This window comes from Vibrio anguillarum, assembly GCF_003390515.1.
Lineage (GTDB): Bacteria > Pseudomonadota > Gammaproteobacteria > Enterobacterales > Vibrionaceae > Vibrio > Vibrio anguillarum.
The window spans coordinates 748,984-774,623 of sequence record NZ_CP031478.1 but is presented as its reverse complement, the minus strand read 5'-3'; the positions used below and the strand labels follow the sequence as shown (position 1 = coordinate 774,623).

The following is a 25,640-nucleotide window of genomic DNA, read 5'->3' as shown; positions in this document are numbered from 1 at the left end:
GAGTAATCAACTCTCTGACCCACATGATATAAATGTGTTAAATGCACTATGCTATTTTGTAGTCCTTTGTGAGCAATGACAAAGACGTGGACCGCTTCAAGTTTTATTTCGAGGCTTGAAATTATAATGTCCAATTGATCGAGAATTCTATCGGTTTGAGTTAAATTACTATTACAAATAGGTCTACCTATGTTTAAAAAAATGTCGTTAAAAAACAAACTGGCGATTTCAGCCAGCGCTGCCATTATTCTTGGGGGATTACTCGTTGAAGCATTGTCGTATCGAGCTGCACTGGAGCGATTAGATATTGATGTTGAACAACGATTACAAAGTACCACCGCTTCTTATAATCAGTATGTGACGGACTGGTTACTGTCGAAAGAGCGTGCTTTAACCTCGCTGTCGCAAGATGCCGAGAAACAAGCCATCGTGACACATTTAAAACAAGTTCGAGATTCTGCAGCGTTTGACAACGTATTTCTTGCTTACCCCGACGGTTCGCAAAACAACGCTAATGGTGTCATCTTGCCGCCGGGGAACGATGATCCGCGCAAATGGGGCTGGTATACAAACGCTAAAGCAAACCCATCAAAAGTGTTTATGGATAACCCAACCGTTGCTGCGGCAACGGGCGCTAATGTGGTTTCATTAGGTAAGGCACTGAATTTAAATGGCCAACAAGTCGTTTTAGGCGCCGACGTAGAAATTACTGACATCCTCAACAGCATGAAGCAAGTTATTTTGCCGGGTGAGGGGTACATGTTTATTGCTAACGATAAAGGCAATATTTTTACCCATAGTGATACTAAGCTGCTCAATAAAAGTGTTTCTGATCTGGGTTTAAATTTCGCTGATATCCGCCAAGCGATTGCGAAAAGCAGCGATTTATTGGTGGATATTCGAGGTGAGGAGTATGTTCTCTACGCCCGAAGCATCAACGGAACGAATCTCAGTACTGTTGTGGTCATCAATCACGATTCGCTCATCGCACCTTTATCTGAAGCTACTTTCAGCCAGCTCATTGTTACTGCCGTTGTCGTCATACTCTGTACTCTGCTGTTCAACTTATTGTGTAATATTTTGTTCCGTCCTTTGAATAATGTTTCTCAAGCGTTGGCACAAATTGCAAACGGTAGTGGTGACTTAACCCAACGTATTGAAGTAGAGAACAGCGATGAAGTAGGTGAATTGGCCAGAAACTTCAATACCTTTGTGGAAAGCTTACAACAACTTATTGGCCATATTCGTCACCAGTCTCATCAATTGGAAGCGCAATCAGAACATGGCGCGCATCGCGCTAATCAATCGGCATCAGAGCTTAGTCACCAGCAGCAAGAAATTGTGATGGTCGCTACTGCGGTCACTGAAATGGCGTCGGCAACGCAAGAGATAGCCTCTCACGCAGAGCAAACGGCAAAAGCGGCGCAAGACTCGGCAACCAGCACCAACAATGGACATGCCTTGGTGATTCATACCAAAGGCTCGATCAATAACTTGGCAAAATCAGTGAGTGAGGCCAGTGGCGTGATTGCCGCACTAAACCAACACGCGCAAGAGATTTCGACCGTACTGGCAACCATTCAAGGCATTGCAGAACAAACCAACTTACTTGCGCTGAATGCGGCTATTGAAGCTGCGCGAGCGGGTGAGCAAGGCCGAGGTTTCGCAGTGGTAGCAGACGAAGTCCGTGTGCTTTCTCAGCGCACCCATACTTCTACCGAAGAGATAAAATCAACCATTGATACCCTGCAAGAAACGACTAAACGTGCGGTATCGTTGATGCAAAGCAGCTCAACGCTCGCTGAGAACTCAGTGGAAGATGCCGATAAAGCATCCGGTGCGCTTGAAGAAATTAAAGCAGCGGTTGCCTTGATCAGTGATATGGCGACGCAAATTGCGACGGCAGCCGAAGAACAAACGCATGTGACTAGTGAAATTACACAAAATGTCACTTCTATCAAGGATGTGACAGAGCAACTGGTCATTGGTGCAGAAGATAGCTTGAGCCAATCCAACGAACTCAAGCAGCAAGCGGAAGAGCTGAGTGCAAAAGTGGCGACATTTAAATTAGCGTAACGGTTGTTTCTTTCTTATTCAAAAGGCTCTGCGGAGCCTTTTTTTGATCAGATTGTTATGTTTTCTCACTTGGTGAGAAAGCAAGTCTGTTATTAATCTTAAATTCTCGATATATAAGAATCATAGTTGAGGCGTGGAATAAATGAGGCTAAAAAGAAAACATGAACGAAACGAAATTATCGGCCAGCCAAGTTAATGAAAAGTCACTGCAATTATTGATGCAAGTGGCGGTAAATGAAGAGCCAGTATCAGCGAAAACCTTGAGCGAACAATTGCAAGTTCCGCTGAGTAGTTTGTACCGACATCTGAAGATTTTGAAAGAGTGGAACTTGATTGAAGAGAGCCCACACGACAAAACGTTGATCATCGGTTCGGCGGCTCTACTTTTAATGCGCAGTTATGAAACGAGTCAACACAATTTAGATGCAGTCGATGCGGTGTTAAGTCGATTACAGAAACAGACAGGCGAAATGGCGGCATACATGGTTCCGGTGGGATACCGAGCCTTGTGCGTTAGCCAAAAAGAAAGTATGCAGGCACTTCGATGCAGCTTCGTCCAGGGTCAAAGTCAACCCCTGCTTCGAGGTGCCTCATCTAAAGTGATGTTGGCGTATTTACCCGCTCCGCGCTGTGAAAAAATTCTTCGTTATTTTGGTGAAGACCACCAAATGGAAAAATGGCAGACAGAGTTGGAAAAAATACGTCGTAATGGGTACGCCGTGAGCACGTCAGAAATTGATCCTGGCGTTTCCGGAATTAGTGCCCCCGTAATGAAAGGGAGTAAGTTGATCGGCGCAATTTCAGTGATGGCTCCAGCCCATCGTGTTGAAACCAACAAGCAGCGGATCATTTTACATGTATTGCAGGCAGCAAGAGCGTTGCCACCAGAAAGGTAATTCATAATGCTAAGTTTATTCAAACGCTACCGTATGAGTCGTACACAGAGCCAACCCGCTTATCCATTCACGTTCATGACACTCTGTGAACAGATAAAGCCAATGTCTCAAGTAGAGTTTGAATTTGCTCAGCAGAGCCTTGAATTTGCATCAGATTGGCTCTATCAGCGTCAATCCACGCCTTGTTACTCTGATGCGGGACATATAGTCGTCAAAGATAAAAATGCCACCCGTTTTCAAGACACCTTGAGCCATCAATTAGCACTGAGCTCAGTGCCCGTCGTACTAGCGAATTGTCACGAAATGCTGCTCAATGCATTACCAGTGATGGCTTTTGAGAATGACGAAGTTGGTATTGTGAGTATCGGACATCATTTTGAGCTGAAACAAACGCTGGACCTACAAGTTGGCTCTGCATTTCATTTTGCACTCTCTCGCTATAACAATACGCGCCTATTTTGTATTGGAATTGATGAAATGCATCAATCCAACCAAGTGTGGGAGTATGCAGAAGATTTAGGCTGTGATTGGTTAACGCTGAATGAGTGTGGTTTTCGTCATCGTAATCAACTAAAAAGCCAATTAGGTCACTACATAGAGCATTGTGATCAACTGATCGTGACGATTGATTTAGCCTCTTTAGTTCCGGGAGTGGGGGTTGATGAGAACAACGCGTTAGATAACCAAATGGTATTAAGAACGTTAAGGCAATGTGCGCTTTCGGGCAAGGTAAAGCTTATCCAACTGGTGGGGGCGAAGGATAAATTGATTTATTCTAAGCAGACCAAAGAAATTTTAGATGAGCTATGTGCTTTATCACCTGATGTGATCCACGCTGCGTAGTGACATATTGATTATCATATATACCAAACAAAAACCCCAGTTGTCTGGGGTTTTTGTTTTATAGAACTCAACTATTTGAAGTATGCTAAGTGTATTGTTCGGTTTTTAGTATTAGGTTAATGAGCACTAAATTTGCTGAGTGATAATGAAGTGGCTTGTGCTTTCTGGAAGAGCTCTTTACTACAATCGCTCATCACTTTGCTGTCATTAAGCAGTTCGAGTGAATGTTGATTAAGATTGCTCAGTTGCGTTAGCAAATCTTCAACATGTGACAGTTGCTCATCAGATGAATTGACCGCTAAGTGGTTGGCGTTATTCGCTTGATTAACATCCTTGATTGCTTGGCTGACTAACTCGTTACTACTTTCAATAGCTTCAACGCAACTCATTGATGCATTGACACTTTCCCCCATGTAGCCGATCAAGTCTTTCGAAAAGTTACTAAGCACGGTAAGGATCTCTTCCACTTGGTTGGTTGAAGAGGATGTTTTTTCCGCTAGGTTACGCACTTCGTCTGCCACGACGGCGAACCCGCGACCATTCTCACCCGCGCGAGCCGCTTCAATGGCCGCATTGAGCGCAAGCAGGTTTGTTTGATCAGCGATCGTACGGATGATCTGTAAGATATCGGTGACTTTTTCAACCTGGGCATTTAGGCTCTCAGCGGTTTTTGCTGTTACTTGTGACTTTTCTGCTAGGTTTTTATTTTCACTTAATGCATGTTTAAGTTGTTGTTGACTTTCTTGCCCAGAAATAACTGCTTGTTGTAAAGACAGCGACGCAGTATTGATATTCTCAGTGACTGACGCAATGCTTTGCCGAGCACCTTCACCAATTTGTACTGATTGCGCAATTTCCCGCTGCTGACCATTGATATTGTGTTCTAGCTGCTTCACTTGTCGTTCAACAGCTTTCGTAACATCAGTGACATTGCAGATGTTTTGTTCAATAGGGTGGAAGGTGTGTTCCACTTTTTCAATGAACATATTGATTGCTGTGGCAAGGTCACCTAACTCGTTATCTTTGTTAAATGGAATTCGTTGCTTGAGGTCACACCGACCAGAAGCCAATGATTCACATAAGTTTTTCAGCTGATTTAAAGGATGCAGTAGAGCGCTCCTCAAAATAAAAAACAAGCCAATAAAAGTAATCAACACGAAGGTTATGCCAATTGAAATGGCCCATAGCCCCAGTTCCTTGGAAATGGCATTGACCTTGTCAAATTGCCACTGAGTGACTAAGTAACCCACCAATTTTGCTTCCTTGCCCGACGTTAATGGGTTGATGATGATCACGTGTTGTGTGCTTTGTTCAATAATGATGGCGTTGGTTGATGCTTGGGTCAGCGCATTTTTTATATTGACTCCGCTAGGAGATACGGACTTCTCATTTAATTGATAGAATAAAGATCCATCTGCAAGGAAAACCGCTATATGTTTGAGTTCTTTATTGCTGCTATCGACAGCGACTTTAACCCGCTCTTCCAAGCTCTCTACTTTGTTAAAGCGCACCGAAGTGGCGACGTTTTCAGCTAGAGAAGCCGCCATTTGTTGATAAGTTTGAGCGCTCAGCGAGTACATCACTGTGGCACTTTTCGACCATAGAGCATAGGAAATAGCAATCAGCGATACAACGCTAAGTAGCGACGCACTTGCCACTACCAACCGACTAATACTAAGTCTCATATAGAGTAATCCTGATCAATGAGTTAAAGAGCTTCTACGTTAACGCCGATGGTGATGGCACCAATCACTTTCCCTGAGCTAGGGTCAACCACGCTGTGGCTTATCTGTGACTGAAACATTTGGGTCGACTCATCTTCTTCTATCTCACCAATTAGATATGCGCTTGGACCTTTAAGGTAGGTGTCTTGCCACTTTTCCTCATCTCCTTGCCAGTAGTCAGAAGTAATCTCGCTTTGGGCGACATTCAGCCCTTTGTTATCCATAGCAAAGATCTCCGTAATTAGCCCGTTGCTAGCTTGTTGAATCGATTTAAGTTCAGAAGATGCGGGGGAAGAGAGCAGTTTGTTGATCAGTGGAGCATCGGTTTGGCCCACTTGGCTACGCCAATCCTTGTCGAGTTGATCAATTTGCATTTGAGTTAGGTTAGCGTGTTGAGCGTTTTGAGCATTAATGGCTTGGATTAAAACGGGATTAGCAATGATTTCAGCCACCTTGGTATCAATGAAGTTTTTTAGCGCCCCTTCAAACTCATTAGCAAAGGAGGAAAAGGAGAAACAAGCGATCAGGCAAATAAAATATTTCATAACAGACTCCAGTCGAGTTAGGTATTTTGCGTTGTGTATAAGGTATGTAGTGATCTTAGATGTTCATATTCATCCATATGCACTTTGAGCCTAGTTTAAGAATAGAAAACTGTAAAAAAATAGGTGTGATTTGAGCGCATGATCAAATGAATATTCATCTCTTGCCAAACAAAACAAAAAACTATCCGTTTTGACAATTGACAAGCTTGATGGCGGTGCCGGTTGTATTGTTTTCTCGACGAGGTCGGTTAGAAAATATCGATTTTGGAGTGATACTTGTGGTGACCCAGCTGTGCTGAATGGCTTATTTAGCTAACGCATAGATTTTATTTTTTAACTCACTGTCACCGTTAAGCAATGTAAATTTAACTTATTTGTCACGATAGACCGCTAAGCTGCTTGCAAAATCCAATAACAAGACAAGTAAAGTCAAGGAGCAAACATGTGGAAGCGTGAGAAGCGTGAAGAGCAAGAGTCTCAATTTAGTGAAATGATCGAAGCGAGACTCTCTCGCCGCCGTTTTATGGCGGGTAGTGCGGCAGTCAGTGCAGGCGCGTTTTTATCTTTAAATCCAGTTGCTAAGGCTGTGGCGGCAAAGTCGAGCTCTTCACTGCTCAATTTTGAAGCCATTCCTGTCTCAACGGCAGATGCCATCGTTGTTCCTAAAGGGTATAAAGCGACCCCGTTGATTTCATGGGGTGACCCCATTTCTGTTGATGCTCCTGAGTTTGACCAAAGTGGTAAACAAGATTCACGAGCACAAGAGCTTCAATTTGGTGATAACACTGATGGCATGAGCTTCTTCCCAATTTCGGATGATCGCGGTGTACTTGCGATTAATAATGAATACACCAACTACGAATACTTGTTTGATCACAAAGGTAAATCGATGACAGCAGATGATGTGCGTAAAGCGCAAGCTGCGGTCGGCGTTACTGTCGTTGAAGTGATGAACAAAAATGGCCAGTGGACGGTTGACCGCGCAGGGAAGCGTAACCGTCGTATCACGGCAAACACACCAATGTTGCTCACAGGGCCAGCTGCAGGCCATACGCTAATGAAAACCGCCACTGATCCTAAGGGCTTAAATCCACTGGGAACTTTTAACAATTGTGCGAATGGTCAAACGCCGTGGGGGACATACTTAACGTGTGAGGAGAACTTTGATGATTTCTTTGGTAGTAACCAAGATGGCGTGAAGTTAACGGCTGATCATAAGCGTTATGGTATTGAAGCCAAACCCAGTGATTATCAGTGGCACCAACATGATGAGCGTTTTGACGTTGCGAAAAACCCCAATGAGCCAAACCGCTTTGGTTGGGTGGTGGAAATTGATCCGAACGATCCAACATCGACGCCACTTAAACGCACGGCGTTAGGCCGTTTCAAACATGAGAATGCGGCGCTTACTCTCAACAAAGACGGCCATGCTGTGGTCTATCTGGGGGATGATGAACGCGGTGAACATCTATACAAATTTGTTTCAAAAAATCTCTACCAAGCTGGTAACGATGCGGCGAATCGCAATTTATTAGAAGAAGGAACCCTCTTTGTCGCTAAGTTTGATATGAATGAGAAAGAACTGAAAGGCTCGGGAAAATGGCTTGAACTGACCTTTGGTAAAAATGGTTTAACGCCAGAAAATGGCTTTAAGGACCAAGCCGAAGTGATGATTTTTGCTCGCCGCGCAGCGACTCAAGTGGGTGCTACGACAATGGATCGTCCTGAATGGGTTGCGATTCACCCTGATAATAAGCACGTGTTCTGTACACTGACCAACAATAAAAACCGAGGTAAAGAGGGGCAACCTGTTGGTGGTCCTAACCCTCGCGCTAAGAATAACTATGGCCAGATTCTGCGCTGGATGCCAGCCAATGAGGATCACACTAGTACTGTGTTTGCATGGGATCTGTACTTGATTGCGGGCAACCCAACGGTACATAAAGGCGATCTCTATGCGGGCAGCGACAATATCTCAGCAGACAACATGTTCAACAGCCCAGATGGTATCGGCTTTGACAAAGCGGGTCGCTTGTGGATTCAAACCGATGGCAACTATTCCAACAAAGGGGATTTTGCCGGGCAAGGCAACAACCAAATGTTGTGCGGGGATCCAATTACTGGTGAAGTAAAACGTTTCCTAACTGGGCCGATTGCTTGTGAAATAACAGGGTTAACTTTTTCACCGGATCAAAAAACCATGTTTGTTGGCGTTCAACACCCTGGGGAAGATGAAGCGCCATCGCATTTCCCATACGGCGGAACCACCAAGCCGCGTTCGACCATTATGATGATCACTCGTGAAGACGGCGGGGTGATTGGCGCATAAGCCCTGATCATTTCCTCTGAAGGGAGCTGCGGCTCCCTTTTTAACATTCTTGCTGTCGGTCAACGCTGTTGCCATCATCCATTCACGGTCTTGGAGTCTCCTATCTTGCACGAAAGAAGACGTTGTTTCGGTTAGGCAGGACATGGTCTGGTTTGCCTTTCCTACACGTTATGTATGAATTCTTTGTGTCAGGAAAATAAGTAAAAAGGGTGAGATCGGGGCGATTATTTTCCCTCAAATTGACAATTGCTTGATACGTTCTTTGCGTGTCGTCCGTTATTATGCTGATCTTCAATAATCCAGCGGTGTCTATTGAGCGTGAAAAAGCAAATCCAAATGAAAAAATCGGGCTTAGTACTCTTAGCCTTGTTCTCGTTGCTGTTAGTTCCCATCTCATTGGTTGGGTCTTCGATTGATTTGACCACGCCAGTGAGCGAGGGCGTCGGTGCATTTTTTACCTATTTAACCGATTCGGCTGGTTGGCAAGGTTTTGGCTTTACCTTTGCTTTGTTGGCTTTTTTGGCAACACGGACAGCGACTTCCCGCATTGAACTGCTTAACCGCATTATTCAAATTGGCTTGTTATTGATGATTGGTATGGCTGCCAAAACGGGTTTAAAACATCTGACAGAGAGCCCTCGTCCATACACCGAATTAATGACGTATGAGTTACTTATCCCAAACCCTGCGCATTTTTATAAATTGAGTGAATTACAAAAAGAAAGTGTGATGACCGACATCGCAACCCAAGTCAGTGACTGGCGTTTACGTCATTGGCAGGGTGAAAAGGACTATTCATTTCCTTCTGGCCATACGATCTTCGCTGCTATTTGTCTGGCTTTCTTTGGTGGTCTGTTTATTGAACAAAAGCGCTATATTTTTGCGGCAGGTCTACTGCTTTGGGCCTGTGGGGTCGCCTTTAGCCGCTTATGGTTAGGGATGCATCGTCCGGTTGATTTATACGGTTCCTTGCTGTTTGTCAGCATGATTTACCTTGTGATACCCAAGGTGTACCCCTTAGATCACCCTAAATTAAAACCACTATTAACGCGTCTTCATCTCTGTTAACGGGTCACGAGTCATCATAAAAAAGCCAGCACATTTAAACGTGCTGGCTTTTTTGTAATCACATTTTACAATCACATAAGTAACGGCAATCAGGCAAAGAAAGAGGAAGCCACACCAATCAAACCACCGAATACTCCCCCCCAAACAACCAGCCAGCCAAGGTGCTGTTTAATCATCTTCTGTACCATCTCTTTCACCAATTTAGGCGTGAGTTCATTGAGACGTTGATCGATGATGTTTTCGATGTTAGCGGTGATCTCTTCAATCATCTCAGGAGCTTCTAACTGCTCTTTGAGCGCTTGTTTAACGCTATCGCTTTGGCTGATATCAATCATAGATTGCTGCATTTTTTCGACAAACGGTTGCTTGAGTGGTTGTAGCGCGTCGGTTCCACCAAACATCGCCAGCATGCCGCCAAATGGAGAGTTTGCAATCACTTCGACCAAAGAATCAAAGGTTGGGTTGAAGTCAACTTTGGCAATCACAGGCTCAAGATCCAACGTTTTACTGCCCGTCATCTCTTTACTGAGGAAGCGGTCAATATTGGACTGGGTGAAAAATTGCTCCATCATCAGGCTCTTGATTGCGGTTTTGAACTCTTCAAAGCGAGCAGGTATCACACCCGAGCCATATAGTCCTGGCACTTTTTCAAACAGCATGTGAATCGCAAGCCAGTTGGTGATTGCGCCAGAGAAGGCAAATAAGCCCGCATACAGCGTAATAGTGTTATCCAGTTGATAGCCCGCAGCAAGGAGCGCTAGCGCAATGATATTAGTGAGTAAGCTCTTGTTCATAATCCAAATCTAGTTAAATAAAGGGAATGGGCGAATTCTAAGGAAAAAGAGTGAATTGTGGAAGCATCAACGGAGCGCAAACTCCGTTGATAAACCATTAAGCAATCTCAATGTCGTCGCAACCGATAAAGCCACCCGTTTGGTGCGCCCATAGATGTGCATAAATGCCGTTTTGAGCGATCAACTCTTGGTGTGTGCCTTGCTCAACGACGTTACCTTTATCGAGTACAATCAACCTGTCCATTGCGGCAATAGTTGATAAACGGTGAGCAATGGCAATCACGGTTTTGCCTTGCATCAGCTCATTTAAGCTCTCTTGAATTGCCGCTTCCACTTCGGAGTCGAGTGCGGATGTGGCTTCGTCGAGTACCAATAGTGGCGCATCTTTTAACAGCACGCGGGAAATAGCAATTCGCTGGCGCTGGCCGCCAGACAGTTTTACGCCGCGCTCGCCCACTTGCGCATCATAGCCTAGGTTACCAAATGGGTCGGTGAGTGTTTCGATAAACTCATGCGCGTGTGCCTGCCGGGTGGCTTGCAGCAGTTGTTCTTCACTTGCATCAGGGTTGCCATACAAAATGTTATCGCGGATCGAGCGATGCAGCAGTGAAGTATCTTGCGTCACCATACCAATTTTGCTGCGCAATGAATCTTGGGTGACGTCATTGATCGCTTGCCCATCGATACGAATTTGCCCACCTTCAACATCATGAAAACGAAGTAGTAAATTGACTAAAGTCGATTTCCCAGCGCCAGAACGCCCTACTAAGCCCACTTTTTCACCCGGTTTAATGGTCAGGTTTAAATGGTTAATAACGCCTTTATTCTCGCCATAGTGGAAACTCACGTCATCAAATTCGATGCCACCTTGTGCAACCTGCAACGGTTTTGCGTTGGGTTTATCTTCAATGGTGATCGGTTTCGAGAGGGTTTTCATGCCATCCACGACTGTGCCCATGTTTTCAAAGAGCGCACCGACTTCCCACATGATCCATTTCGACATGCCATTAATGCGCAATGAAAGGCTGATCGCAATCGCGATTGCACCAATACTGATGGCACTCTGCATCCATAGATAAATCGAAGTCGCCGCAATCACGAACACCAAAATATAGTTGGCGAGTTCAACGCACAGGTTAAAACCAGTCACTAAACGCATTTGGCGGTGAACCGTGTCTAAAAAGCTCTCCATGCCTTGTTCGGCATAGTCGGTTTCTCGGCGGGTGTGTGAGAACAATTTGACCGTGGCAATATTGGTGTAGCTATCGACAATGCGCCCCGTCATGGTTGAGCGAGCATCGGCTTGTTCTGATGCTACTTTTTTAAGCTGTGGTACAAAGTGAAGTTGAATACAAATGTAGGCCGCGAGCCAGACGAGCATCGGCACCATTAAACGCCAGTCTGCTTGCGCCAACATCACCACAATCGCAGTGAAATAGACTGACACATAGACAAACACATCCAAGGTCTTCATCACTGTTTCGCGGATGGATAACGCCGTTTGCATTACTTTAGTGGCAATTCTTCCCGCAAAGTCATCTTGGTAAAAAGAGAGGCTTTGTTTGAGCAGATAACGGTGCGCTAACCAACGGATCGACATGGGATAATTGCCGAGCATAGTTTGGTGGATCAACAGTGAATAGATGCCAATCAAAAGTGGCATGATCACGAGTACTAAAATAGATAAACCGATCAAGGTGTCTCGGTTCTCAGTTAGGAAAGTCTCTGGGTTACTGGATGAGAGCCAATCCACCAGTTGGCCCATAAAACCGAACAGTGATACTTCAACAACGGCAATTAACGTGCTGATTAACGCCATTAAAATGAGTGGTTTTTCAAAGCCGCGCGTGTAGTAACGACAAAAGGCCCATAAGGTCGCAGGAGGCTGTTTGGGTTCCTCTTTGGGAAAGGCTTGGGTAAAGCTTTCAAATTTTTTATACATCGAAAATCCTTATGCCAATTCTCGCTAAAGTATGAGAGACCAAAAGCCTAGAACGCGAGAATCTAACGTTGAACTCCTATAAGGGGAGCAAATGATGGAGTAAGCCGAACAGAAGTATAACGAAATCACAACATAAGTGGCGGATTACTTTTCGCGCTTGGCTCTAGAAAACGGCGCCTGATTAATACGGTGGTTAATGCAGCAAGCATCGGCTCGAATGGTCAGTAACGTCCATCGGGTGAAAAAGTGAAGCGAGTTAAATATCGTTATCGACGATAAGAGAACCATAAACGAGTTGCGTTACTTTTAAGTGAGTTTTTACTGTGAATATTTTTTGAATAAGGGTGAATATTTTTAGGTGTGATGAGGATTTTGCCGTAATTTTTAATGTGAAAAATAGTTTTCTCAGTAATTAATAGGAGTTATTCGATGAAATAACCCAAAATTCAGTCAATGTTGTTTTAACATTATGCTTACAATTGGCCTAAAGTGAGTAGAAGGGAAAGTTTCTATGATGTTGCAGGAACAAGTGATCACACAGCCAGCCGTGAATACGGTGCAAAATGCCAATTGTGTCGTAATGGTGCCGCCAAAAGAGTTCAAATTTAACGCTCAAACGGCACAAGATAATGAATTTCAACACCAAGTTGCATTGAGTACCGAACAAGTTCGCATCCAAGCCATGGCCGAATATCAAAGCATGGTTGAGACACTGCGTCTCGAAGGCGTACAAGTAGTGGAGTTTGATTACCCATTATCTGAAGTGGAAACGCCAGATGCCGTCTTTCCCAATAACTGGTTTAGCACTACGCCAGAGGGAACCTTGTTTACCTTTCCGATGGCTTGTAAAAATCGACAGCAAGAAGTGCGCCCACAAGCGTTGGTTGAAGCCCTTACTTTGTCAGGCCGAAAGGTATTGGCGCAAGATTCGTTGCTCGCGTATCAAGACCAGCAGGCTTATCTTGAAAGCACCGGTGTGATGGTGATGGATCACCTTAATCGAACCATCTATTCGGCGTTGTCACAGCGCTGCGACCGTGAAGTGCTAGAGGAGTACGCCAAACGTATCGGTTATGATCGCGTGGTCTCTTTTCAAACGGCGTTGCCTTCAGGCCAACCGGTTTATCACACCAATGTGATGATGGCGGTTGGTGAAGCATTCTGCGTGATTTGCGATGAAGTGATCCCGGAGTTTGAACGTCATTTTGTGGTTAAATCACTGGCTAAAGATAAACAGATCATCTCAATTTCACTTGAGCAGATGAACTGTTTCTGCGGCAACATTTTACAATTAGAAACGGCGGCAGGGGATAAAGTGATCGCTATGTCACAATCGGCGTTTGATGCCTTTTCGCCGGCGCAGCGTGCGCAGCTAGCCAGTCACGGTAAGTTACTGCCGTGTAATGTGAAGACCATTGAGGATATTGGCGGTGGTTCGGTGAGATGTATGTTAGGGGAAGTGTTTTTGCCTGCTATTGGCTAAGATTGATGTACTCAACGCCATTTTTGCCATTTTTCTTCACCTGATACATTGCTTGGTCGGCCAATTCATATAAGGTTTCAAAAGTATGCATTGAGGTTGTGAATTGGCAAACACCAATACTAAAGCCAATTTGCACTTCTCCATGACTTAATTTTAGTGGTGAATAGGCTTTGGTTAACAAACTGTCGATAAACTGCTTTAACGTTTCTGTGCTTTGATTGATGCACAATAGGACAAACTCATCGCCGCCCAAACGAGCAATCGATGATGGTTGAGGCGCATTTTCTTGAAGCCATTGAGAAACTTGGAGCAGCACGAAATCCCCAGCTTGGTGCCCAAGATGATCATTGACGGTTTTAAAGTCATCCAAATCGATAAAAATCAGTGCCGCAGAGTGTTCGACAAGATCATTCATCTCGTCAAACTTAGTTTCTAACGCCTTTCGATTTAATAGGTTGGTCAATGGATCTTGCGCGGCGAGTTTGGAGAGTTCTAATTCATAATGTTTTTCATTGGTAATATCCGTGTGGGTGCCCATCATGCGCAGCGGCTTTCCATTCTCATCATATTCAACGATTCGGCCGCGATCCGACACCCAGCTTTGACCTCCATCTTTGCGGATCATCCGGTGTATGATCTGATAGGTGTCAGCCTTGCCATTCAAATGGTCCTCAAAAGCGCCCACGGCTAAGTCATAATCATCGGGGTGGAGTTTGCTTTTCCAAATATCGACGGTGGCGTCTAGCTCGTGTGATTGATAGCCAAGCATATCACCCCATTCTCTATTGAATATTTTAAGGGTTCCGCTAGGAATGTGTTGTTCCCAAAGACAAAGTCCAGTGCCTTCTAGTGTTGCATTCAGTTTTTCTTCAAGAGAGCTGTTTTCTTTTTTGAGATGCTCAACTTGCTCTTCAAGCTGCTTGATTCGTTTTAAGTACTCTTCCATAAACCGTGATGAACCGAGTCTGCATTTATGTCGAGTGTGCCACAGTTTGCCGATGGATTCACAAGGTTGTTGATATCTTGTTCAACATACATCTCATTTTTTCCCGTGGGTCACAAAGCTTATTTGGTTTGAATAAATTTGCTGTAGGTACTGACTCGGCCGTTGATGTACTCAATACCGCAGTGAATGCTGTGTTCGTTATTGCCAACAATCTGATATTCGACAATAAATTCACCGCTGATCACTTTGATAAATAAGAAACCGTCGATGACTTTCCATAATCCTTGTAGCGTTTTTTCACCAAACAGATCTCGCTCGACCAACGTGCCATTAGGCTTTAAATGCAAAGCGGAAGAAAAACCGTCTACATTCACTTTTACCCAAGTATGTTGGTGAGCTTCAAAGCTTAATATTTTGCGTCGACACTTAACCCATTCTGCCAGCGCTTGCTCTTGGGTTGGGGTGAGCGTAGGGAGCGCTTCCATTTCTAAAAGGGTGTGATGCTTTTCATACCAGAAGAGTTGTAAGTGAAGTAATTTCATTGGTTCTCAGAGTGTTATGCATCGGGGCGTTATCAAAAAGCAACTCTGCGCGATTGTGTTGGTGATGTCAATATTTGCCAAGAAAAGCTACCGCGCTCATGGGGGAGAGGGCGCGGTATTATCCAATATGAGGATGAAGGATGCATAAAAGATGCACCCGAGCACAATTTATAGGTTGAATAAATGAGCTATAGGTTGAATAAACGAGGCGAATCAGCGGCATCGCAGGCTTGATTTAGCCGATGCTGCGCAACACGAATATTGTGTTTCCAATGTTCATCTTGCGCCCACATTTCGATCACCATCGGCACAACACAGTTTGCCTCTTTCAGCGTTTGGGAAATAGCATCGAAATTGACTTCTCCTTCACCAATCACCAAGTCTCGAAATTGGCCCGTGGAACTAGAGGTAACACAATGGGTATCTTTAAGGTGGATCTGAGTAATGTGTGGCATACCAAGTGCCAATTCAGTACACACATCGTAGTTCCAACCTGAAATGTTGCCTACATCTGGATACGCCATAAAATAAGGGGAGGGTACTTCCCGCTTTAGTATTTCGAACTTGCTCAGTGAATTAAGATAGCTGGTATCCATGATCTCCACTGCCAGCATCACGCCAGCACGCTCGGCCAGTTTGGCGGCAAGCTGCATGCCTTCAATGAAACGTTGATGAGTTTCTTTATTAGCGGGTTCGTAATAGACATCATAGCCTGCGAGTTGGATGGTGCGAATGCCCAGTTTGTAAGCTAAGGTAATCGCTTTCTCCATGTGCAGAATGGCTTGCTCTCTAATGGCGGGGTCTGACGAGCCAAAAGGAAACTTGCGGTGTGCACTTAGGCACATCGATTGCAGCGGGATTTGGTATTGCTCACACCATCTTCGTAGCTGATAGATGGTTGCATCATCCCAGTCTAAGCGTTGACGACGTTCATCCGACTCATCGACGGATATCTCTAAAAAATCAAACCCTAGCTCTTTCGTTGTGGCGAGCTTTTCTTCCCAACTGAAATGATTGGGGAGTGCTTTTTCATACAACCCGATACGTTGGCGTGGCAAATGCTGATACATACGGCCTCCTAGCACCAAAAACGATCGATTTGACTGCGCAGTGCTTCGGCAGTGACGCGACCTTTTTCACCGACCAATGCACGCCCCGCAATGAACGTTTTGGCCTTAATGCCTTCAAATAAATAGAGATCATCTGGCACGATGCCACCTGTGATGGAAAGTTCAAGCCCCATATCGGATAGAGTTCGCATCTTCTCAACATCTTCGCTTGTCCAACCAATACCGGCCAGTTCGGCATCTCTTGAACGGTGATAAATAGCTTGAGTGATACCAAGGTCAATCCACGCTTGTGCATCAGCAAAGGTCCAGTTGCCGTAAATTTCGATTTGGATTTCGCCATCCAGTTCATCGGCGACTTTCTTACACGCGCTGATGGTGGCGATATGTGCTGCGGCAGAAACGGTGATCCAATCTGCGCCAGCTTCAAATGCCATCCGCGCCAAAATAGCACCGCCATCGGTGGTTTTCATATCGCACACTAGAATATGGTCAGGGTGATTATGGCGTAACGTTTTGACGGCCTTCATGCCTTCAGCAAAGGCGAGGATGGTGCCGACTTCGATGACATCCACAAAGCTTGCTACGTTTTTTGCCACTTCGATGGCAGAAATAAGGTCAGTTTGGTCGAGAGCGATTTGGATCATTGGTTTAGTCATGAGAGTTATCCTTGAATTTTGTCACGGATCAAACGGGCGAGCCCGTCGTGATTGTTATCGGTTGTACAAATCAGTTTGGCGTGGGATTTCACCGTATCGTCGGCATTGGGCATCGCCACACCGAGCCCTGCGTAGTCGAGCATTGAAATGTCGTTATGGTTATCGCCGACAGCCAGCACGTGATTAGCGTGGTAGCCGAGCGATTGCACATATTCAGCCAAGCGCTGACCTTTACTGTTGCCTTTGGCAGCGAAGTCGACGCGATTCGACCATGAACGCTCACCGTTGAATGTCTCTTGTACCCAAGCTTGTTGGGCAAGGCGTTCAACGGAACTCGGTAGCCCTTCAACCACAAATTTCCAAATAAACGTTTCTTGCTCGACGCGGTGACGAAACGAGTCAATTTGCTCGATTTTGGGCTGTGCCGTCGGTGGATACTGGTTGGCCCATTTTTCTAACGCTTGCATGTAGGCGATTGGGCTACGCTTGGAATAGGTCATCGCGTCGGTCACATACATCACCAGTTTCATTTGAAACTCTTTAGCCAAAGCGAGAAAGGTCAATGCATCGTGCTTGGTGATGGCATTGTGCTTGAGCACTTTTTCATTTTGGTAGTCATACACATAAGTGCCGTTGCAGCAGATGATGGGGGTTGTGAGCCCCAATTCTTGATAATAGGGTTTAGCCGCCGTGTGGTGACGGCCAGTCACGATCACCACGTGGCAGTGTTGCTGCGCTTGTTGAATCGCCTGCTTTAGCTGAGGATGAATGGTGTGTTCATCAGTCAACACCGTGCCATCAAGATCGAGCGCGAGAACTTTATACATAGCCGCTACCTTTGGCCGTAGTAAGCGTTATCACCATGCTTACGTTGATAGTGTTTATCGGATAATTCCGGTTGAATTTTGATGCCACTGTTGAGTGAACGAGTCGCCAGCGCCATGGCGGAAATCTCCTCCAAGACGACGGCGTTATGAACCGCATCGTTAGCATCTTTGCCCCAAGAGAAAGGAGCATGCCCGGCGACAATCACGCTTGGCACCGCCATCGGATCAATGCGACGATGTTTGAACTCTTCGATGATCACAAGGCCGGTATTTTTCTCATATTGGCCAGCGATTTCATCGCAAGAAAGTTTGCGTGTGCAGGGGATGTCACCGTAAAAATAATCGGCGTGAGTGGTCCCTAAAGCAGGAATGTCAATGCCCGCTTGCGCCCAAATAGTGGCACTGCGCGAATGGGTGTGTACCACGCCGCCAATCTCTGGATAAGCTTTATAGAGTTCGAGGTGAGTGGCGGTATCACTGGATGGATTAAGTGTGCCTTCCACAATCGCGCCGTTAAGATCAACGATCACCATGTCATCGACTTTCATCACATCGTATTCTACGCCGGAAGGTTTGATGGCGATGACGCCCTTCTCGCGGTCTATTTCTGATACATTGCCCCAAGTGAAAGTGACTAAACCGTATTGGGGAAGCTTAAGATTTGCCGCAAATACTCGCTGTTTTAGTTCGCTATACATGACATCCTCACTCGACCAATTGTGCCGCTAACGCTTCATCAATTACTTGGTAAACATCCTGCGGAGTACGACAACGGCGCAGTTTATCGAGATCAACGCCAGTCTCGCTCTCTTCATCATCCAGCACTTGGGTTACTTCCATTAATCCTTCCATATGCTGATCAGACGAGCTGCCAGCCAAGGTGATCAGCACATCGACTGGTTCATCTTCGCCGTCAAAATAGACAGGCGTTTGTAGCGTCACTAAAGCAAAGGCGGTTCTGATCACGCCATTTTCAGGACGAGCATGAGGCAGGGCAAGATTCGGCGCGATGACGATATACGGGCCTAATTGTTCAACGCTGCTGATGATGGCATCGTGATAGCAGGGGTGGATGGCTCCTGATTTGATCAGCCTATCCGTACCAATTTTGATCGCCTCTTGCCAAGTGCTCGCTTGGGCATTTAATTGAATGGAGTCATTGTCGATCAGTGATTGTTTCAGTCCCATGGTTCTATCTCCAGAGTGGGTGCCAGTGCGTCTGGCACCTATTGTTTTTGTACCTATCGTTTTTGTACTTATCGTTTTGTAGTAATAGCTATTTCAAAGTGACAAAGTTTTTATCGATGATATCGAGCAGCTCATCACCAAAAGAGTTCGGATTCAGCATGTTTTGTACGCCGAGCACAAACTTGCCTTCTCCGGGCTCCATCTCACCAGAGAGATGTTTTGATGAGACGATGATGTCGGTGGTGGCGAGCTTAGATTTATAATCAGACACTGCGCAGGAATCCATCACGTGTGGAATGCCTTTTTTCTCCAGATACTTACCGATTTTCATCTTCATCATCATTGAGGAGCCTTGCCCATTGCCACACACGGCTAAAATGCTGACCGGGCGCACGCCATCACTGACTTTCAGTGCTTGTTCGACGGCGGCGATGACGTCTGGATCGTCACTGATGTTCACCAAACCTTGTGCATCTTCCTCTTCACGCAGTTTTTTAGAGGCAAAGAACATGTACACACCAGCCAATGCAATCAGTACAAAGAAGAACAGTTTTGAGACGGATAAGCCTTGCATGATTGGCGGGAAGACTAACGCCCAGTCGGCCATGCCCATCCAGCCACTGAATTCGGTGCCGTATTGGTTGAAGATGTGAATGGCCCATGCTGAGCCAACGACTTCGATGATACCCATCACAAAACAGATCTTCATGACCGCGCGCCAGCCGCCAAAGTGGTTGGCAAAAACACCAATGGTCGCGTTGGAGAAGAACATCGGGATAAAGCCGGGAATGATCATGATCGGTGCATCAAAAGCGAGCATGGCCAGCACCGCCGTAAATTGACCAATCGCGCCCCACATAAAACCAAACACCATGGCGTTAGGTGAGAACGCGTAGATAGCGGCGCAGTCAATGGCTAAAACCGCGTTAGGAATGACGCGCTCTGAGATACCTTTAAAGGCTTCAGACAGTTCGGCAACGAACATACGTACACCCGCTACGATAACTTGAATCGCTACCGCAAATTTAAGGCCAGTTTCTAGAATGTAGATAGACCAATGGGTTTTTCCCGCCATTGCTTGCAGGTTGTCTAAACCAAATGAGAGCAAAATAATGCCGAAAAATAGCGTCATCACAATCGCGGTTGCGGCAATACTGTCGTGGAAAATGTGCAACCATTTAGGCAGCTCAAGGTGGTCGACACTCTCGTTTTTGTCGCCCAATTTGGGGGCAATCTTAACCGCAATCCAAGACGCGACTTGTTGCTGGTGGCCGATGGAGAAACCGGCTCCACCCGTGACGGCTTCGGTGGGTTTGAACATAATGTTGGAGGAGATAGACCAGTAGAGCGCCATCAAAACAGCCGAATAAAGGATGGTTTCCCACATGCTTGCGCCCAGCACAAGGTAGAACACCGCAATTAACCCTGCCTGTTGGAACATAATATGCCCCGTTAGCATGATGGTGCGAATGCCTGTGTAGCGGCGCAGCAAAACGAGCAAGATGTTGATCGCCAGTGCCAGTAGTACGGTATAACCAACCCAAGAATAATCATCCCCCATGATTTCCATGGTGGCCATCATTGAGGTGTACGGGTCGATAACCGAGCCAGTTAAACCATGATATTCCGATAATTTCTCAATCACAGGCTTAAAGCCTGCCACTAAGGTCCCTGCACCCACCTGTACCAACATAAAGCCGACGATGGTTTTGATCGACCCTTTAATGATGGTGGTGGTATCTCTTCTTAATAACCAGTAACCGATAAGGGTGACTAAGCCCAGCAGCAAAGGTGCTTTAGTCATTACTTGGCTATAAAAAATGTAGAAGATATCGTAGATGAACTGCATATCTTTACCCCTTGATTCTCTATTTATCGTTATGTGTATTCCCGTCTTACTCGAAGCTGGGTGTAGGTCAGAGTGAATCAGCAAGGTGATGCCGATTTCAATCCTGTTTTGCTCACGAAATAGACTTTACCAATCAAAAGTAATCATTCAATGCTCATTTGTGATTATTTTGATTTTTATCAATTTCTTCGCCAAATGGAGACATTATTTGATACTCAAGTCACAGTTAAAATTTTATTTCAAATAAAATCAATTAGTTAGGTTTTATTGTGAGCGAGAGGGAAGTTTTGTTTGTCCAGTGTTTGACATTGTAATGGATGAGAAATAGAATCAAAACAAATCATAAATAATCACCAAGTAATCACTTGATGAAAAGATAAGGTGATAACCATGAACGAAGTACAAAGACATAACGAGATACTGTCTTTGCTAGACAATATGCGCACCATCAACGTCACGCATATTATTGAGAAATTTAACGTGTCACCAGCAACGGCCCGCCGCGATATTTCTAAGTTAGATGAGCTAGGTAAGCTGAAGAAAGTTCGCAATGGTGCTGAACGTTTAGAGATTAGAAAGCGAGCGTGGACGCCGTTAAATATCGACAGTACGGATCATTTCCATGAAAAATCACAGATTGCCATGGCTGCGGCTAAGCTCTGCAACCCAGGTGACAGTGTGGTAATTAACTGTGGTTCGACCGCCTTCTTGCTCGGTAAAGAGTTGTGTGGCCAAGATGTTCAAATCGTGACTAACTATTTCCCACTGGCCAGTTATCTTATCAATGAAGATCACGACGATGTGATCATCATTGGTGGGCAGTACAACAAAGCACAAAACATTTTCCTCAACCCCGCCCCTGATTCGTTAGGTGGTTATGCCGGACATTGGATGTTCACCAGTGGTAAAGGGCTGACGGAAAATGGCCTATACAAAACCGATATGCTCACCGCCGTTGCCGAGCAACAGATGCTAGAGCAAATCGGTAAGTTAGTGGTGGTAGTGGATAGTTCTAAAGTTGGGCAGCGTACGGGCATGCTATTTTGCCCCGCCAGCAAGGTTGATATTGTTATCACTGGCAAAGCCGCCGATCCGCAAGTTATCCAAGCGCTACAACAGCAGGGGACAGAAGTGATTCTGGTATAGAAAGCACTTCGTTCTACACATTCTAATAATAAACACAGGCTCAGTGTCTTCACCTTTGGTTAAGACGCTTGGCTCCCTACATCCAAAATTTGTCTAACTGATCGTGAAATAAAAGGTGTTGCTATGAGTAAAATTGATGAAATCACACGCGATTCATGGGTTCTCAGTACGTTTCCTGAGTGGGGAACTTGGCTGAATGAAGAGATAGAAAAGACCGAAGTGGAAGCTAACACCTTTGCTATGTGGTGGCTTGGTTGTACAGGCATTTGGCTAAAAAGTGCCGGTAATACCAATCTTTCGATCGATTTTTGGTGTGGGACGGGTAAGAAAACGCAAAAGAATGCCTTGATGAATCAACAGCATCAGATGATGCGTATGGGGGGCGTGCGTGAACTGCAACCCAACTTAAGAACGTCTCCTTTTGTGTTGGACCCATTTGGCATCAAAGAGATTGATGCGGTACTGGCGACGCATGATCACGCTGATCATATCGATATTAATGTCGCAGCAGCTGTGCTGCAAAACTGTGGTGAGCATGTGAAATTTATTGGGCCACAAGCTTGCGTTGACCTGTGGCAAGGCTGGGGAGTACCGAGTGAGCGCTGCATTGTGGCGAAAGTGGGTGATTGCATTGAAGTTGGCGATATCAGTATCCGAGTGCTGGACTCTTTTGATCGCACTGCGTTGATTACGCTGCCTAAAGGTGTTTCATCTTATGATAAGGGGATTCTTGATGGTATGGATGATCGCGCGGTCAACTACTTATTGGAAACCTCCGGTGGCTCAATCTACCATTCAGGTGATTCGCATTATTCGAACTACTATGCCAAGCATGGTAATGACTACAAGATTGATGTGGCGCTGCTCTCATACGGTGAAAACCCACGAGGCATCACAGATAAGCTGACTGCATCTGATATTTTGCGCGCAGGCGAGGCGTTAGATTGTGAAGTGGTGATCCCATTCCATCACGATATTTGGGCTAACTTCCAAAATGACCCGCGTGAAATTGAAGTATTGTGGCAAATGAAAAAAGATCGTCTGCAATACGGTTTTGCGCCATTCTTTTGGCAAGTGGGTGGTAAATACACTTACCCAACCGACAAAGGACGTATGCATTACCAGCATTTCAGAGGCTTTAAAGACATTTTTGTCGATGAACCAGAGCTGCCTTTCAAAGCATTCTTGTAATATTCTGAAAGCAAAAATTAGAGAAGAGAAAGAGGCCAATTGGGCCTCTTTGTTTATTGGTAATCTCTTTGCTTATCGGTAGTGATGTACAGCACTTAATTTTATACTTCAGGTTGGTAGTGCAAAATTGTCATTGATATGGGCGATTGCAACAACTCCCCTTCTGCATGGCCGGGTTGTACGTTACGTAAATTGGTATCGCATATCACTTCCCAGTTTTGGTTACGATCTTTAGGTAGAGTAAAACGAGCGGGTGCGTTGGTTTGGTTGATCAAGTAGAGCATTTCAGCCCCATCCGATCCAATGCCCATCTGCAATGCCACAGAACTTAAGCGGTTCCAATCATCATGTTCCATCAGTGTGCCATCCACGCGTCGCCAGAATACGCGGTTGGCATTACGTTCCTCACCGCTAAAAGCACGAATAAAGGGCACCATATAAAGGTGTCTTGCCGCCACCATTTGACTCAACCAATGTTTGAAGTAGCTTTTGCGTTCGGTCATGTTCCAGTCAAGCCAACTGATCTCATTGTCTTGGCAATAAGCGTTGTTATTACCTTGCTGAGTATGAGAAAGCACATCCGCGGTGAGAATATGAGGAATGCCAAAAGCAAAAAGCAAGCTCGCCATCATATTGCGTTTTTGCTTTTCGCGGGTTGCTTTTATCACCATGTTCTCGGTTTCGCCTTCGACGCCATAGTTGTCGGAGCGATTGTCACCGTGACCATCTCGGTTTTGTTCACCATTCGCTTCATTGTGCTTATGCTTGTATGACACCAAATCTTGCATGGTGAAGCCATCATGATAAGTGATGTAATTGACGGTCAGTTTGTAGGGCCAGTTTGCGGCACTGTACAAGTCGCGCGAGCCCATTAAGCGTGTGGCGAACTCTTTTAAATAGCCTTGATCGCCGCGCCAAAAGCTGCGTGTGATATCACGTAATTTGTCGTTACATTCATTCCAACCGAAAGGAAAATTGCCTACTTGGTAACCGTTTGGACCAATGTCCCAAGGCTCTGCAATCAATTTGACTCGTTTTAACGTTGGATCTTGCGCCACCGCTTTAAAGAACGCAGCATCGGGGCTGAAATTATCGCCATTTCTTCCAAGCGTTGCGGCCAAATCAAAACGAAAACCATCGATTTGGTATTCGCTAACCCAGTAGCGCAGCGTGTCCATGACTAGGTTAAGGGCGGGTTGATAAGAGAGATCAATGGTGTTACCACAACCGGTAAAATTCGCGTAATGTTGGCCGTGTTTTAGATAATATTTAGGGTCGAGTGCTTTTAAATTGAAAATAGGCCCATCTTCGCCCCCCTCTGCTGAGTGGTTATAAACCACATCCAGTATCACTTCAATTCCGTGACGATGCAGTTCTCTGATAGCCGTTTTCAGTTCCGTTACCGCATCTTTTTGCGCATAACGTGGATCTGGCACCATAAACAGATAGGGGTTATATCCCCAATAGTTGACTTTGCCCATATCCAATAGATGTGGCTCATGCATACAAGCCGCGATGGGCAGTAGCTGTAGTGTGTTGATGTTTTGCTTGCGATAAAACTCCAGCATCTCCTCACTGACTAAGCCTAAATAAGTGCCTTGTTCTGCTTTAGGCACTCGCGGATTGAGTTTGGTCACCCCTTTGACATGGGTCTCAAACAAAATAGTCTTATCGCGAGGTATGTGTGGCTTTTTAGTTGATTGCCAATCGAATTGATCGTCGACCACGACACACTTAGGCAGCTCGAAACTCTTTTTTGAACTAAATGGTGTTTTATAGCCTAAGTTTTTATCTATCGCCTTTGCGTAGGGGTCGGAAATATAGTGTGGCTCGTCACCATTTAAAATGAGGTAACCGTATTTTTGCCCTGCTTTAATGTTTGGCACATGAGTGTACTTCACGCCCGCATATTCATTCTCTAACTCGTGGGTGGTGAAACTTCCCTGTTGATCAAACAGAGCGAGTAGAAGCTGTTTATTTGCTGGAGCATGAATAGCAAAATTGCAACCTGTGTTGTCAAGGGTTGCACCGAGTGGGTAAGGGCTAGAAATAGTACATTTCATATGGGCATCTTTAATTGTTATTTTGCTGCACGTCATCGCTTTAAGTAAAAAGCTTTGTTGATATTAGGTCAAGCGCCCAATGAATAAAATTTGAATGTAATTTTATTTCATTTTAATGATGTTATTGGCCCTAAATAGTGATCAATAAGGCATTTTGTATTCTATTTTATAACCATTAACTGATCTCCTCCCCCTGAAATCCGTGATCCGTGCTTTAAAAACGCCATACTATAAAATTACTCATCCTTTCTCCTCCCCCCCAAATTACTTTGAGGTGGAGGAAGCAAGCCTATTACGCCTTTAGTAATCTTATCACCGTTGAAACAACTGGGGACTTAGTCCCGTCTTACCTCTTCTTTTAGCGTCTATCTGTCAACTGCCTTGCAGGTTCCAATAGGAGAAGAGTGAAAGTTTTAAATGCTGTCCGTAGTTAAAATTTTCCATAAATATAAATCGTCCTTA

General features: G+C 45.2%; 21 protein-coding genes. 8 read left to right on the top strand and 13 right to left on the bottom strand.

The window, feature by feature from the left end:
• The first annotated feature begins 189 nt into the window (after positions 1-189).
• The 3 genes from DD616_RS03215 to DD616_RS03205 all read left to right on the top strand — a co-directional run bounded on the left by DD616_RS03215 (position 190) and on the right by DD616_RS03205 (position 3,815).
• Positions 190-2,076 carry a methyl-accepting chemotaxis protein gene (locus tag DD616_RS03215; RefSeq protein ID WP_094124805.1) on the top strand — a complete coding sequence of 629 codons (1,887 nt, stop codon included), beginning with the start codon at positions 190-192 and terminating at the stop codon, positions 2,074-2,076.
• A 161-nt stretch (positions 2,077-2,237) separates the two neighbouring features.
• On the top strand, positions 2,238-2,972 hold the full coding sequence (locus DD616_RS03210; protein ID WP_010316838.1) for an IclR family transcriptional regulator: 735 nt from the start codon (positions 2,238-2,240) through the stop codon (positions 2,970-2,972).
• Positions 2,973-2,978: 6 nt separating this feature from the next.
• Positions 2,979-3,815 carry an arginase family protein gene (locus DD616_RS03205; RefSeq protein WP_013868324.1) on the top strand — a complete coding sequence of 279 codons (837 nt, stop codon included), beginning with the start codon at positions 2,979-2,981 and terminating at the stop codon, positions 3,813-3,815.
• Between the two features lie 116 nt (positions 3,816-3,931).
• Here DD616_RS03205 and DD616_RS03200 read toward each other — a convergent pair whose 3' ends face one another.
• On the bottom strand, positions 3,932-5,500 hold the full coding sequence (locus DD616_RS03200) for a methyl-accepting chemotaxis protein (protein ID WP_013868325.1): 1,569 nt from the start codon (positions 5,498-5,500) through the stop codon (positions 3,932-3,934).
• A 23-nt stretch (positions 5,501-5,523) separates the two neighbouring features.
• Positions 5,524-6,084 carry a hypothetical protein gene (locus DD616_RS03195; protein WP_047688797.1) on the bottom strand — a complete coding sequence of 187 codons (561 nt, stop codon included), beginning with the start codon at positions 6,082-6,084 and terminating at the stop codon, positions 5,524-5,526.
• A 442-nt stretch (positions 6,085-6,526) separates the two neighbouring features.
• Here DD616_RS03195 and DD616_RS03190 point away from each other — a divergent pair, with 442 nt between their 5' ends.
• Entirely contained in the window at positions 6,527-8,413 is a 1,887-nt protein-coding gene (locus tag DD616_RS03190) for a PhoX family protein (RefSeq protein WP_208871445.1), read from the top strand.
• A 312-nt stretch (positions 8,414-8,725) separates the two neighbouring features.
• Entirely contained in the window at positions 8,726-9,481 is a 756-nt protein-coding gene (locus DD616_RS03185; RefSeq protein ID WP_081265595.1) for a phosphatase PAP2 family protein, read from the top strand.
• 89 nt (positions 9,482-9,570) lie between these two features.
• Here the strand turns inward: DD616_RS03185 and DD616_RS03180 are convergent, their stop codons facing one another.
• Together DD616_RS03180 and DD616_RS03175 are read right to left on the bottom strand one after the other, a co-directional pair.
• Positions 9,571-10,275 carry a DUF445 domain-containing protein gene (locus DD616_RS03180; RefSeq protein WP_208871444.1) on the bottom strand — a complete coding sequence of 235 codons (705 nt, stop codon included), beginning with the start codon at positions 10,273-10,275 and terminating at the stop codon, positions 9,571-9,573.
• Positions 10,276-10,372: 97 nt separating this feature from the next.
• Positions 10,373-12,217 (bottom strand): ABC transporter ATP-binding protein, encoded by a 1,845-nt coding sequence (locus tag DD616_RS03175; RefSeq protein WP_105976796.1) that lies wholly within the window; start codon positions 12,215-12,217, stop codon positions 10,373-10,375.
• Between the two features lie 511 nt (positions 12,218-12,728).
• Here DD616_RS03175 and DD616_RS03170 point away from each other — a divergent pair.
• Positions 12,729-13,700, top strand: a complete 972-nt coding sequence (locus tag DD616_RS03170) for an arginine deiminase-related protein (protein WP_208871443.1) — start codon at positions 12,729-12,731, stop codon at positions 13,698-13,700.
• On the opposite strand, the gene DD616_RS03165 is transcribed toward DD616_RS03170, so the two are convergent.
• From DD616_RS03165 to DD616_RS03130, 8 genes are all read right to left on the bottom strand, one after another.
• Positions 13,690-14,646, bottom strand: a complete 957-nt coding sequence (locus DD616_RS03165) for a diguanylate cyclase domain-containing protein (RefSeq protein WP_208871442.1) — start codon at positions 14,644-14,646, stop codon at positions 13,690-13,692. The genes DD616_RS03170 and DD616_RS03165 overlap by 11 nt on opposite strands.
• Positions 14,647-14,765: 119 nt before the next feature.
• Complete coding sequence (locus tag DD616_RS03160) at positions 14,766-15,188, bottom strand: hypothetical protein (protein WP_010316849.1); 423 nt, start codon at positions 15,186-15,188, stop codon at positions 14,766-14,768.
• 188 nt (positions 15,189-15,376) lie between these two features.
• Entirely contained in the window at positions 15,377-16,258 is an 882-nt protein-coding gene (locus DD616_RS03155; protein WP_029189691.1) for an L-ribulose-5-phosphate 3-epimerase, read from the bottom strand.
• An 8-nt stretch (positions 16,259-16,266) separates the two neighbouring features.
• Positions 16,267-16,914, bottom strand: coding sequence for a 3-keto-L-gulonate-6-phosphate decarboxylase UlaD (locus DD616_RS03150; RefSeq protein ID WP_017049270.1), 648 nt, complete (start codon positions 16,912-16,914; stop codon positions 16,267-16,269).
• A gap of 5 nt (positions 16,915-16,919) precedes the next feature.
• Complete coding sequence (locus DD616_RS03145; protein ID WP_208871441.1) at positions 16,920-17,741, bottom strand: pyridoxal phosphatase; 822 nt, start codon at positions 17,739-17,741, stop codon at positions 16,920-16,922.
• 5 nt (positions 17,742-17,746) lie between these two features.
• Positions 17,747-18,439, bottom strand: coding sequence for an L-ribulose-5-phosphate 4-epimerase (locus DD616_RS03140; RefSeq protein WP_013868339.1), 693 nt, complete (start codon positions 18,437-18,439; stop codon positions 17,747-17,749).
• A 7-nt stretch (positions 18,440-18,446) separates the two neighbouring features.
• Entirely contained in the window at positions 18,447-18,929 is a 483-nt protein-coding gene (locus DD616_RS03135; protein ID WP_094165661.1) for a PTS sugar transporter subunit IIA, read from the bottom strand.
• An 88-nt stretch (positions 18,930-19,017) separates the two neighbouring features.
• The gene (locus DD616_RS03130) at positions 19,018-20,778 is read right to left on the bottom strand and encodes a PTS ascorbate-specific subunit IIBC (protein ID WP_208871440.1); all 1,761 of its coding nucleotides are present in this window, start codon (positions 20,776-20,778) and stop codon (positions 19,018-19,020) included.
• Between the two features lie 390 nt (positions 20,779-21,168).
• Here DD616_RS03130 and ulaR point away from each other — a divergent pair, with 390 nt between their 5' ends.
• Together ulaR and ulaG are read left to right on the top strand one after the other, a co-directional pair.
• Positions 21,169-21,924, top strand: a complete 756-nt coding sequence (gene ulaR, locus DD616_RS03125; protein WP_026027147.1) for an HTH-type transcriptional regulator UlaR — start codon at positions 21,169-21,171, stop codon at positions 21,922-21,924.
• A gap of 123 nt (positions 21,925-22,047) precedes the next feature.
• On the top strand, positions 22,048-23,115 hold the full coding sequence (gene ulaG / locus DD616_RS03120) for an L-ascorbate 6-phosphate lactonase (RefSeq protein WP_013868344.1): 1,068 nt from the start codon (positions 22,048-22,050) through the stop codon (positions 23,113-23,115).
• Positions 23,116-23,216: 101 nt separating this feature from the next.
• Here ulaG and glgX read toward each other — a convergent pair whose 3' ends face one another.
• Positions 23,217-25,214 (bottom strand): glycogen debranching protein GlgX, encoded by a 1,998-nt coding sequence (gene glgX / locus DD616_RS03115; protein WP_370685845.1) that lies wholly within the window; start codon positions 25,212-25,214, stop codon positions 23,217-23,219.
• Between the last annotated feature and the right edge of the window lie 426 nt (positions 25,215-25,640).